General features: G+C 45.8%; 13 protein-coding genes and 1 pseudogene. 4 read left to right on the forward strand and 10 right to left on the reverse strand.

The genetic code is table 11. The annotated features are described in order from the left end of the window. Window positions 1-9: 9 nt before the first annotated feature. Window positions 10-321 (reverse strand): 30S ribosomal protein S10, encoded by a 312-nt coding sequence (rpsJ, locus tag Q0393_RS03820; RefSeq protein WP_291939283.1) that lies wholly within the window; start codon window positions 319-321, stop codon window positions 10-12. 280 nt (window positions 322-601) lie between these two features. Between rpsJ and Q0393_RS03825 the strand changes: the two genes are divergently transcribed. Together Q0393_RS03825 and Q0393_RS03830 are read left to right on the forward strand one after the other, a co-directional pair. Continuing rightward, window positions 602-1,933: a hypothetical protein gene (locus Q0393_RS03825; RefSeq protein ID WP_298978009.1), complete on the forward strand. Its 1,332-nt coding sequence runs from the start codon at window positions 602-604 to the stop codon at window positions 1,931-1,933. An 83-nt stretch (window positions 1,934-2,016) separates the two neighbouring features. Continuing rightward, window positions 2,017-2,352, forward strand: a complete 336-nt coding sequence (locus tag Q0393_RS03830; RefSeq protein ID WP_298978011.1) for a hypothetical protein — start codon at window positions 2,017-2,019, stop codon at window positions 2,350-2,352. 1,098 nt (window positions 2,353-3,450) lie between these two features. On the opposite strand, the gene dapF is transcribed toward Q0393_RS03830, so the two are convergent. The 3 genes from dapF to coaE form a co-directional block, all read right to left on the reverse strand. Further along, window positions 3,451-4,329 carry a diaminopimelate epimerase gene (dapF, locus tag Q0393_RS03835; protein WP_297997472.1) on the reverse strand — a complete coding sequence of 293 codons (879 nt, stop codon included), beginning with the start codon at window positions 4,327-4,329 and terminating at the stop codon, window positions 3,451-3,453. A 180-nt stretch (window positions 4,330-4,509) separates the two neighbouring features. Further along, window positions 4,510-5,430 (reverse strand): tetratricopeptide repeat protein, encoded by a 921-nt coding sequence (locus Q0393_RS03840; protein WP_298978014.1) that lies wholly within the window; start codon window positions 5,428-5,430, stop codon window positions 4,510-4,512. Between the two features lie 66 nt (window positions 5,431-5,496). Continuing rightward, on the reverse strand, window positions 5,497-6,159 hold the full coding sequence (gene coaE / locus Q0393_RS03845) for a dephospho-CoA kinase (protein WP_298978016.1): 663 nt from the start codon (window positions 6,157-6,159) through the stop codon (window positions 5,497-5,499). A 73-nt stretch (window positions 6,160-6,232) separates the two neighbouring features. Between coaE and purM the strand changes: the two genes are divergently transcribed. Both purM and Q0393_RS03855 read left to right on the forward strand, forming a co-directional pair. Continuing rightward, window positions 6,233-7,216 (forward strand): phosphoribosylformylglycinamidine cyclo-ligase, encoded by a 984-nt coding sequence (purM, locus tag Q0393_RS03850; RefSeq protein WP_298978017.1) that lies wholly within the window; start codon window positions 6,233-6,235, stop codon window positions 7,214-7,216. 44 nt (window positions 7,217-7,260) lie between these two features. Further along, complete coding sequence (locus Q0393_RS03855) at window positions 7,261-7,482, forward strand: hypothetical protein (protein ID WP_298978018.1); 222 nt, start codon at window positions 7,261-7,263, stop codon at window positions 7,480-7,482. Window positions 7,483-7,683: 201 nt separating this feature from the next. Here Q0393_RS03855 and Q0393_RS03860 read toward each other — a convergent pair whose 3' ends face one another. From Q0393_RS03860 to Q0393_RS03880, 6 genes and pseudogenes are all read right to left on the reverse strand, one after another. Beyond that, window positions 7,684-8,130 carry a cupin domain-containing protein gene (locus Q0393_RS03860; protein ID WP_297950179.1) on the reverse strand — a complete coding sequence of 149 codons (447 nt, stop codon included), beginning with the start codon at window positions 8,128-8,130 and terminating at the stop codon, window positions 7,684-7,686. A 152-nt stretch (window positions 8,131-8,282) separates the two neighbouring features. Further along, entirely contained in the window at window positions 8,283-8,852 is a 570-nt protein-coding gene (locus Q0393_RS03865; protein ID WP_297950177.1) for a flavodoxin, read from the reverse strand. Between the two features lie 102 nt (window positions 8,853-8,954). Further along, complete coding sequence (locus tag Q0393_RS10755) at window positions 8,955-9,095, reverse strand: carboxymuconolactone decarboxylase family protein (protein WP_367179171.1); 141 nt, start codon at window positions 9,093-9,095, stop codon at window positions 8,955-8,957. Between the two features lie 11 nt (window positions 9,096-9,106). Beyond that, window positions 9,107-9,457 (reverse strand): hypothetical protein, encoded by a 351-nt coding sequence (locus Q0393_RS03870; protein WP_297950175.1) that lies wholly within the window; start codon window positions 9,455-9,457, stop codon window positions 9,107-9,109. A gap of 1 nt (window position 9,458) precedes the next feature. After that, the gene (locus tag Q0393_RS03875) at window positions 9,459-9,611 is read right to left on the reverse strand and encodes a hypothetical protein (protein WP_297950173.1); all 153 of its coding nucleotides are present in this window, start codon (window positions 9,609-9,611) and stop codon (window positions 9,459-9,461) included. 175 nt (window positions 9,612-9,786) lie between these two features. Beyond that, window positions 9,787-10,701: pseudogene (locus Q0393_RS03880) on the reverse strand (SDR family NAD(P)-dependent oxidoreductase). Window positions 10,702-10,957 lie beyond the last annotated feature (256 nt).

The following is a 10,957-nucleotide window of genomic DNA, read 5'->3' on the forward strand; positions in this document are numbered from 1 at the left end:
TTTTACCCCTTATTTGCCCATCGCGTGAACTTCGACGTTGACTTCCGGAGCCAAATCAAGCTTAGTTAGCGAATCAACCGTATCTGGCGTAGCCGCTACGATGTCTAGCATACGAGCGTGAATTTTCATCTCAAACTGCTCTCTGGAGTCTTTATTTACGTGCGGAGATCTTAAAACTGTGTAGCGCTTGATCTTTGTGGGCATAGGAACAGGGCCTCTTACATCCGCACCCGTTCTTTTGACGGCTTCTACTATGGCCGCAACCGTGCGATCTAAAACTCTATGGTCATATGCCTTGAGTTTCAACCTAATTTTTTGCATCTGCTTTTCCTTAAAAAGAACTTGTCGCAACGCGCGACCTTTTGTTTCAAACAAAAGACGCACATTATATAAAAGCGCTCCGGCTTTGTCAAGAAAATAGCCAAATTTTATGGAAAAATTTCCTTTTAATAAGGAAAAATATATAGAATTTCGAAAATTTTTTAGAGTATCGGAAATTTTCAATACAAAAATTTTAGATAAATTTGAAATAGATATAAAAATTTCATAGAATTTTTCAGATTTATTTCCTTTTAATAAGGAAAATTTTAAAATACTTGATATGAATGATCTAAATTTTTTTTACGAAAACCCGCCGGAATTTGCGGGCTTTATCCCGCGCAAAAGAGGTATAGACTCGCCCAAAACCATAATCTATGGAGTGCTAAATTCTGGCAAAAGCGCCGTGCTGAAAAATGAAATTTCAGAACTTAAAAAAGACGAAATTTTATATCTAAATTTAGCTGATCTACGCCTTGAGGGGGCAGTAGCGAATGATATAATTTTTGTGGCTAGAAATAGTGCGGACAATACAAAGGCTAGCGAAGCAAATGAGAATGAAATAAGTGGGGAAGCTACGCTAGACGCGGAAATTTCGGATACGGGCGAATTTTACCGCGTCGCCGTAAAAAATACAGATATAAAAAACGCAAGCACAGGCGGCTCAAACAACATAAAAAATGCGGAGTTCTACAGCACAAAAAACAGGAGCGAGAATTTCTTCTGCGAGATCAAAGAATTTTTAGCCGCCAACGAGCAAATTTCATCGCTTTTTCTGGATAATTTTAGTAGCACCGATTTTGAAATTTCATCGCTTCAAAGCTTCGCCGAGGGGCTAAATTTAAAGCGTTTCATCATCTCTACTCGCGATAGAGAGTTGATCCTGCCGGGCTTTGAGCGGCTTGAGCTTTTGCCGCTTTCGTTTGAAGAATTTATCGCCTTCGACAAGCGTCACAACGAGATAAACTCGATGATTTCGGCGTTTTTAGCCCAAGGCGGCGGCGCAAAAAACCCCTTCATAACCCCCGCTGAAATTTTAGAATTCGAGCAGAGGCTGCTTGCGGCAAACTTTAGCCGCACGGAGATTTTAATCCTCAAAGAGTGCCTAAGCTTCGTTCACACCGCATTTAGCGCAAATAAAATTTATACCGCGCTAAAGCCGCGCATCAAGATCTCCAAAGACGCCGTCTACGGCACCATCGCCAAGCTTGAGCGGGAAAATTTCATCAGATTTTTAAACAAGGCGGGCGAGCCTGCGCGCGCAAAAAAGCTATATTTTTTGCATTTTAATATGCGCGAAATTTTAACAAGCAAAAAGGAGTTCTCCAAAAAATTTGCCAACGTCCTTTTTTGCGAGCTTTTGGGGCTAAATACGCCGATTTTTTACACAAAAGAGCTGGATTTTTACCTGCCTGCTATAAAGATGGGGGTTCTCGTCATTCCTTTCAGCGACGCGGACATTATCTTTTTAAAATTTCGTAAAATTTTAAGCGTGCTCAAGAGGCTCGGCATCACGAGCTTAAAAGTCGTTTCTATGACAAACTCCGGTAGGCTCGAGATTGAGGGTATTCGCTGCGATGTCGTGCCGTTTCATGAATTCGTGCTTAGCTTCTGATTTATTGACATCTCATATCATAAAAATACAAATTTTATGATATAATTTTGGCAAACCCATATCAATTATATAAGGGAAAGCCGATGATCAAATTAAAAGACAAACTCATTTATGAAACGCTAAAACTGGTCGAATCGCAAGGCAAAGATGGGCTTTTGTGTCGCAATAAGCAAAGCGATGCGGAGTTTATGAGACCCGTGAACGAATTCGCAGCTGCGAGTTGGCGCAACTACACCTCGATCAAATCGACTCTTGACATAATTCATAAAAACTGGGGCTATCTGCAGCGCGAAAGCATTAAGGACACGGGGCTTGATGCGGGCAAGGCGTCGAAGATTTTCACCTACCGTCTATGCGAGTCAGGACGAAGCTTTATCGAAAAATACGAAAAAGCCCTCGTCCAAAACGCCGATAAATAGTTCAAAATTAAAAATTTTAAGCGCCAATTAGATAGAATTCTTTAATTTCACGTAGAGCGACAGAATTTCATTTTTATGCGACTCGCCTTAAAAAAAGGAGATGAAAATGCTGGATTTTATAGTAAAAATGTTCGCATGGAAAGCTGAGTGGGAGGTAAAAAAGGAATATGACAAAGAATTTGGTGATCTATCCTCCATGCGCTCAATCTTGCGCTTTATAATACTTCTTATCATACTTAGCATTTTGATTAAATTTCAATTAAGCGTATGAAAGATACATTTTTAGATATTGCGCTCGTTTTATTTGGCATCGTCATGCTTGTCGCGATACGACAAAAATCTTTATTAAAATTTACAATCTTCGTCGTGATTTTAGCGCTCGCCAGAGAGTTAATCATCAGGCTTTATGCCTAGTTTCGACGAAACCGACGCGGATGGAATTTAAAATTTAAACGACAAAATGACGGCGCGGCGAAATTCGGCGGGCGCAAATTTTAGATTTCGCCGTAACCACACTATGCTTTTATAGTCGTTAGTAAATTCTACCGCGCTTCAAGAATTGTCGTATCGATAAATCTAGCTTTTATCGTCAATGACAGAATTTTACCCGCAGTGAGGATTTGCGCTTGATGCCACGCTTTCTGCTATCAGTGGCGGAATTTCTCTAGTGCGAACACGACGGAATTTTTGCGGCGGTAGCAAAATTTATAAACCAAACGAGCGGACTACAGCGTAAATTTATAATGCTAAATTCCACAAAAGCCCAAATTAATGCGATACAAATGTGAAATTCAAGCAAAAATTTTAAATTTAGTAGCAAAATTCCGCGCACCAAAATTTTAAAATTTTATTTCATAAAATTCCGAGATTTAGGAATTAAATTTTGCAATGAGACGGCAAATTTTACTTCGCAATTAAAATTCTCACCCAAACCATCCCCGAAAATTCTAAAATTTCATCATCATAAAATTTTAAAATTCCAATGTCGTATTGTAAATCTATTATTTTATAAAACGGAGCGAAAAGCGAAATCTTGCATAAATCGCACTCGAAAATTTCACGGATTCTCGCGCAAACCGGCTCGAAATTTTGCCCTGCCTACTCCACGTATCCAATAAATTCGCCATCGAAAGTATGCCTAACGTCGCCGCGAAAGTAAATTTTGCCTCCATCCCCTAAGCGCAAATTTAGCGTTTCACCGCTTGCAGGTATCACGCGGATGTCGGGAGCTAGCCCCATATTTTCGACGCCTGCGATGAAGCATGCTGCCATCCCCGTACCGCATGCGAGAGTTTCGGCTTCTACGCCACGCTCAAAGGTGCGCACTTTTAAAATTTTGCTTGCGAGGCGACTTTGAACTAACGCATAATTAACGTTAGCGTTATACTTTTCACGCAGATCGCGGGCTAGCGCGGCGTCGAACTCATTTAAATCGCTAACAAAAGTTACCAAGTGCGGCACTCCTGTGTTATAAAAATACCACGTTAGCCCTGCCTCCTCAAAGCTTTCGCCAAGGCGCTTAGGATGAGTTAACATTACCTCTACGTTAGCTACTAACGCGTGAGCGTTAGGACGCAGATTGAAAATCTCACCGAAGCTTACATTGCGTAGCTCGCCGCGCATACTCTCGCTCAAATTTCCGCCGAAAATACCGAAAATTTCGCCGCTAATTACGCCTGCGCCGCTTAGGAATTTCATACTCTGCGCGGCCAAAAAATTCTCATACGCATACATGCATACCGCGCGCGAGCCGTTGCCGCACATATCGGCACTGCTGCCGTCGCTATTGTAAAATTCCCACTCAAAGTTTATCCCCTCGATACCGTTAAATTTCGGTAGCACGACGATGAGCCCGTCAGCGCCTACTCCATCACGCCTATCACATAGCTCACGCGCTAGCTTGGATCTATCCGCCTTAACTGAATCCGTAAATATTACGAAATCATTTCCGCTCGCATTATATTTTGAAATTTTCATTATCTACCTCGCAAATTTTTAAAATTACTAACGCTCACTAACGCTTTATTAAAATTTTACTTATATCTAAATTTAAGCGTATCGCTTATTCCTAGGCTTTACTAAGACTCAATTTACTAACGTATCTTCTTTCGTAAGCCCATTTTGTTATGCGTTTTTCGCGCTTGATGTTAGAGCCTCTCATCTCATAGTCTCCAAATGCTCGCAAGCATCAAATCTACCGAGCTTGCAAGCTTTTTCATAAAGCTCGCGCGCCCTCTTTTTATCTTTCGTCACGCCCCAGCCCTTTTCGTATTGATACGCCAAATTTGAGCAGGCTAGCGGCTCGTCGCTTTTCTCGCACGCCTCGCTAAAATACTTCGCAGCAAGGGCGTGATCCTTTTGCCCGCCGTCGCCTTTAAAATACGTGACGCCTAAATTTACGCACGAATCCACGTGTCCTTGCTCGCAAGCCCTCGTAAAAAATGTCCTAGCCCTGCCCACATCTTTTTTCACGCCGTCGCCGAGAGCGTAGCTAAGCCCGAGATTGTGGCACGCCTCGACCTGCCCCATCTTGCAAGCCTTGATCAAAAGCTCGATCGCCTTTTTCGTGTCTGGATAGACGCCGAGCCCCTTTTTATAGTTGTATGCAAGGCTCGCGCACCCCTCGCTGCTGTTTTTCTTGCAGGCGTCGCTAAAAAGCTCATTCGCCCTCTTGCGATCCTGCGCCACCCCCTGCCCGTCGTTGTAGAGCAGCCCCAAATAGACGCAGCCCTTCTGTTCGCCGAGCTTGCACGCCCTGTCGTAATAGCGCGCGGCCTGCCTGAAGCTTCTATTTGAGTCGTATGCATAGCCCAAATTTGCGCAATCCAGCGCGTTTTCCTCGCCGCCGGCGTCGCAGTTGCGCTGCAGCTCGTTTATCACGCGGCTTAGTTTTTTACAATCCATCTCGCTCCCAGCGGCGCAGCCCTTCCTTAGATCGTTGATCTCCGCCGTAGCACCCGTCGCAAACAGCGCGGATAGCAAAACCGCTCGCGCCGTAAATTTTAGCCGCTCTTTAAGCAGCGCACTTTTAAAATTTTGAAATTTAGCGCCCTTTTGGGCACAGCTACCGATCCTCATCGTCTCTCCTTTATTTTCAACTCATCTCAATTCGCGTAGAAATTTTACGAGCTCTCGCGCAAAGGGCTAAATTTTATCTTTTAGCTCTTTTAAAAATCTCTCCACCGCGGTCTTAAGCGCGGTAAGATCGGCTCTATTGTCTATCACAAAGTCCGTCATAGCGCGCTTTTGCTCAATATCCGTTTGTAGCTCTACGCGGTGTTTTGCAGTGGCATGATCGAGCCCATTTCGCTTCATCACGCGCGAAATCAGCGTATCTTTAGGCGCATAAACAACCGCCACTTTATCGAAAAACTCATATCTCTTGCCCTCAAAAAACAGCGGAATATCAACGAAATAAAGCCTTCCTTTTGCCTCCAAAGCCCGCGCCTGCGATAAAATTTCTGCCGTTATTTTTGGATGCAGTAGCGCTTCTAGCTTTGCTAGCTCTGCTGGGTTTTTAAACACCAGCTCGCCTAGCTTTTTGCGGTCCACCGAGGCAAGGGTCGGGGTCAAATTTGCCTCATCTTGTCTATTATTAAATTCTGCTTGTAAGCTCAAATTTTCAGCCTGCACGACGTATTGCGCGCCGAAAATTTCAGCCACCTGCGCGGCGCAGCGATCCAAGACGCAATGCGAAATCTTATCGGCGTCGATGATCTCAAATCCGCGATCACGAAGTAGCTCGCAAACCGCGCTCTTGCCGCTACCGATGCTGCCCGTGATGACGACGGCGTGTTTAAATTTCAAGGTGGGCCTTTATAGCGTTTTTATTCGATTTTAGCTAAAATCTGCGAAATTATACCATCTTGGAGGATAAAATTTGATAAGCTACAAAGACGCTGGCGTCGATATAGACGCGGGAAATGACTTCGTAGAGGCGATAAAACCGTTCGTCAAAGCGACGCAAACTCCGCACGTTTTGGGCGGTATCGGCTCGTTTTCAGGTGCGGTGAGGCTGCCTGCAGGCTACAAAAAACCTGCGATCCTAGGCGCCACCGACGGCGTAGGCACAAAGCTGCGACTCGCGATCGACGCGCGTAAATTTGACGGCGTGGGGCAGGACCTCGTCGCGATGTGCGTAAACGACCTCATCTGCAACTTCGCCGAGCCGCTATTTTTCCTTGACTATTACGCGACGGCGAAGCTCGAGATCGCAGATGCCAAAGAGGTCGTAAAAAGTATCGCCGATGGCTGCAAGCTCGCCCGTTGCGCGCTGATCGGCGGCGAAACGGCGGAGATGCCCTCGATGTATGAAAAGGGCGACTTCGACCTTGCAGGCTTTGCCGTGGGTATCGCCGAAGAGGACGAGATCGACCGTTCAAAATTTGTCCGCGAGGGCGACGTGCTCATCGCGCTTCCTAGCAGCGGCCTGCACTCAAACGGCTTCTCGCTTGCACGAAAAGTAGTTGCCGAGCTAGGGCTGAAATTTGACGAGAAAATCGGCGGTCGCGCGCTCATCGACGTGCTTTTGGAACCGACCAGGATTTACGTCGGCGACTTTTTAAATTTAAAAGACAAGATCCACGCACTCGCGCACATCACGGGCGGGGGTATCGTGGAAAATCTGCCGCGCGTATTTCCACAGGGGCTGGGCGCGAAGATCGAGCATGCCGCGATCCGCACGCCTGAGATCTTTAAAATCATCGCGCAAAAGGTCGAGCCTGCAGAGATGATGAGGACGTTTAACATGGGCGTAGGTATGATCGTCGTAGCCCCGAAGCAAAACGCGGACTTTGTGCTCGCTAACACCGACGGCTACGTCATCGGCGAGATCGTAAAAGGCAGGGGCGCGCAGCTCGTGTAAATTTTAAGCGGTAAAATTTGCCGTTTTTTGCCAAAGCAGAATTTATGTTTAGACTAAATTTTAAAGCAGGTATTGCGACAGCTTCCAAAAACAGCGCCGAGAATTATTATATGATAGGCCTTGCGGACGACAAGTACGACTATAAGAACTATCTGCTTTTCCAAAGACCGATCAAGCTCGGGCGGTACGAGGACGCAGACGTGCCGAACAACGGCTTATACGCAGAGGCAATGGCGACGTATGCTATAACGGCTGCAAGGCGGTGAAAATCACTAGCGAGCTTATCGTTTTTGAGATCTAAGACAGCGTCATCACCGTGGATATCTGCGGCGTCAAAATTCCCAAGCGCTTCATTCAGTATTGCAAAGAAATTTTCGGCGATCTGCTTAGCATCGAGGGGTAAATTTAAATACGCAGCGGCACGTAAAAATTTACCTGCAACTGCCGTAAATTCTATCTGGAGGATACTACTCCGCGCCCTTTGCGTCCGCTTTTTCGATGAGACTTTTATACTCGTCTTCGCTTAGATGCTCCAGCCACATTACGCTTTTATCCTCCTTTTCAAAGGTTACCGCGATATGCTCGCCGTCTTCTTGCAGTCCGGCTCCGTGCCAGTGTTTGACGCCAGGCGGACAGAGCACTACGTCGCCAGCACGAGCGATTTGTACGACGCCGTCCGCCGTACCGGTGTAAATTTTACCCTGCGTTACGATTAAATTTTGCCCCGCGGGATGCGTGTGCCACGCCGTGCGTACTCCGCGTGGAAAATGTACCAGCGCTGCTCCTGCGTTTGCATAAGGCGTTGCGCCGAAAAGCAGCGTGACTTTCGGCAGCCCGCCTGCAAAAATTTTATCGCTAACCTTGTCATAGACGGCGAGATTTTCCTTTTTAACTAAAACTTGCTTTTCCTGCATCCTTTCTCCTTTGTTTATACTTTTCGCGATGTTTTCCCGTGTGTTTAAATTTAATGCACGCAGTATCGCTACCGTACTTAAAATTTTAAGAAATCTTCATTATGTTGGCTTTAAATTTAATCACAAATTTAAAGCCAAAGTGCAAAAGTCGCCTAAAATTTCGTAAGCCACTCTTTTATCTCTTTTTCGCTTGCTCTCTCGCCGAAGCACTTCCCCGCTAGCCACTCGCCGCTTCCGGCCATTTGGGCTAAATTTTTATCGCTATTTCCGAGCCCCGAGCTATAGACGGTACAAAACGGGATCACCTTTTTACCGCTAAAATCGTTGTTCTTTATAAACTCAAAGATCGGCCACGCCGCATCATACCACCAGATCGGATAACCTACGAAAACGACATCGTAGTTCTCCCAGCCTTCGATTTTGGCGTTAGCTAAAGACACTTTCCTAAGCGACGTATCATCATGCTCGCGGCTAACGCGACTTTTTGGATCGTTGTAGTTTAGATCCGCGTTCGTGTAGGGCTGCACGGGCTTTAGCTCGACTATCTCGGCACCTAAATTTTGTGCTATTAAATTTGCCACTCTGGCCGTATTGCCGCCTGCGGAGAAATAGACTACGAGCGTCTTTTGCGGCTCAAATTTTATATTTCCCGCCGCGCTTTGACCAGCCGCAAAGGAGCACATAGCAAGCGCTCCAGCCATTATTTTGCTTAGTTCTTTCATTTTGCTTTCCTTTCTCTTTCATCTCATCTGTTCTTGCCAAAATTTGACCGCTAAATTTCGAGGCGAAGTGTCATAAGATAAAACGCCGCATAAAAGAGGTCGCTAAATGCTTTTTAGGACTTCCCTTGCGTTTTGCGCCTTTGCTTCGCCTACGCATTCACCTAAAATTTTAAAAATTCTCTCGAGTTGCTCGTCTGTGACGCCTAAATTTCTAGCTCCGCCCAGGTGCGATTTTAGCTGCATATTGACGTTATTTAGCGCCGCCAGTGTTGAGACGGTGATAATCTCACGTCTAAAAAGCCTAAATTATCCCTGCTAAAAAGATAGCCGAAAAGATAGGTCTTCAGTCCGTGATCGACCGCAGGCGCGTCAAAAAGTACCGTACCAGAATAATCGCTCCCGAAGATGTATTTTTGCGTCTGCTCTCCAAGCACGTAAAAATCGCTGTCCACAGTAACCGGGCTCGCGTCTTTGCCGGCAACGTCCTTTATGCCCGCCGCCTCGCGCTCTTTTACGAGGTCGTTAAAAAGTATGAGCCCGTTTAATCCCATCGGAAAGCCGATATAGGCGCTTTGATGCGACAGCGCCTCTCTGATCTCGCTCACGCTAAGCTCTGCTTTTAGAGCGTTGCAGCGCGCCTTTTAGTTTGTCCGCATCTGCCGCTGCCGCATAAGCAGCCACGCTAACTAGCGCTAGCTGCTTATCACTTAGTGCCCCGCTAAGCTTTGCCGCGTGCGGAAGCTCGTTAAAATTCACCATCGTTTGCTCCTTTGCCGTGTTTAAATTTAAAGCGGCGTGAACTACTGGAATAATCCAAAAATTTCATCTTTGCTCCTTTTTTGGCAAGGCTTGTCTTGCAACTTGCAGACGAGCGCCAAAAAGTAAAAGTCACTCAAAGGCACTCGCAAAGTAGGTCGCTTAACGAAACGTAAAACTATTTATTTCTCATGGGCTTATCAAACGCCGACGCCGTCGCGTCCTTAAAGTCCATCGCCTCTCCTGCGATGCTTCTTGTGTCATTCATATCCGCCATCACGAGCGCCATTTTTTGCTCGGCGTTTTTAAAGGCGCTCGAGCCCATAAAAAGATACTGTGCAGGCATAGCCTGGCGCGAGATCTCAAACATCACGGGCCCAAAGGTCGTCGGATCACCCGGCTGTTTGCCGTTGTAAGCCTTAAATTTCTCGATAGTAGCGCTTCTAAACTCATCGTAATCTCTGATCGCATTCGCACCGGTTTTAAGGCTATCGCCTAAAAATTCCGTCCTAAAGCCCGTCGGCATGACGTTTATCGCGCGGATACCGAACTGATTTAACTCCAAATTTAGCCCCTCGCTAAGCGCGGAAACGGCAAATTTACTCATATAATAAGGCATGCTAGCCCCGCTCGTGCGAAAGCCGCCGATCGAGCTTAGATTAAAGATACGAGCGACAACTTTGTCTACGCTACCGCCGTCTTTTATCGCTTGCGGACGCATTAGTTTAAGCGCGGCCTGCGTTAGTAAAAATGGCGCAAAGACGTTTACCTCAAACTACGTCCTTAAATCAGCCTCGCTTGTCTCCTCGACTATGCCTAAAAGTCCGTATCCGGCGTTATTCACGAGGTTATCGATGCGACCGAATTTTTTCTGCGTCGCCTCCACCAGCGCCTTAAATTTAACTTGCAGATCGCCTTCGAATTTTAACTCGAACGGCAAAAAATTCTCGCTCTCGCCGCCGAATTTCTCATTTAGTTTTTTCATCGTTCTTGACGTGGCGACGACCTTATCGCCTCTACTTAGAGCGTATTTTGCCAGACTCTCTCCAAAGCCGCCCGTAGCGGCTGTGATAAGCCAGATTTGATTTTCCATGTTTTTCTCCTTTATTAAATTTTCTTTCGCGTTTAAATTTACGCTAGCTAATATCGCGTTTTATAAATTCTCGTCTCTTAATTGCCGCCTTTTGGCCAATTACGGATCGCCGTAATCGAAAAATAGGCTTGTTTTTATTGTTTTGGGGTATTATCCTTCATCCAGTTTATAATCCGTTTTACCATGCTGTCATCTCTGTGATCGGAAAATAGCGTCTTGCCTGTATCCAGCGCAGCGATAGCAGCCATATCATCAG

The organism is uncultured Campylobacter sp., from assembly GCF_938015785.1.
Taxonomy (GTDB): Bacteria; Campylobacterota; Campylobacteria; order Campylobacterales; family Campylobacteraceae; genus Campylobacter_B.

What these genes read in the sequence shown, in the direction of transcription:
- rpsJ (WP_291939283.1), bottom strand. Translation starts at nt 321, where the DNA reads ATGCAAAAAATTAGGTTGAAACTCAAGGCATATGACCATAGAGTTTTA.
- Q0393_RS03825 (WP_298978009.1), top strand. Translation starts at nt 602, where the DNA reads ATGAATGATCTAAATTTTTTTTACGAAAACCCGCCGGAATTTGCGGGC.
- Q0393_RS03830 (WP_298978011.1), top strand. Translation starts at nt 2,017, where the DNA reads ATGATCAAATTAAAAGACAAACTCATTTATGAAACGCTAAAACTGGTC.
- dapF (WP_297997472.1), bottom strand. Translation starts at nt 4,329, where the DNA reads ATGAAAATTTCAAAATATAATGCGAGCGGAAATGATTTCGTAATATTT.
- Q0393_RS03840 (WP_298978014.1), bottom strand. Translation starts at nt 5,430, where the DNA reads ATGAGGATCGGTAGCTGTGCCCAAAAGGGCGCTAAATTTCAAAATTTT.
- Q0393_RS03855 (WP_298978018.1), top strand. Translation starts at nt 7,261, where the DNA reads ATGTTTAGACTAAATTTTAAAGCAGGTATTGCGACAGCTTCCAAAAAC.
- Q0393_RS03860 (WP_297950179.1), bottom strand. Translation starts at nt 8,130, where the DNA reads ATGCAGGAAAAGCAAGTTTTAGTTAAAAAGGAAAATCTCGCCGTCTAT.
- Q0393_RS03865 (WP_297950177.1), bottom strand. Translation starts at nt 8,852, where the DNA reads ATGAAAGAACTAAGCAAAATAATGGCTGGAGCGCTTGCTATGTGCTCC.
- Q0393_RS10755 (WP_367179171.1), bottom strand. Translation starts at nt 9,095, where the DNA reads ATGCAGCTAAAATCGCACCTGGGCGGAGCTAGAAATTTAGGCGTCACA.
- Q0393_RS03875 (WP_297950173.1), bottom strand. Translation starts at nt 9,611, where the DNA reads ATGGTGAATTTTAACGAGCTTCCGCACGCGGCAAAGCTTAGCGGGGCA.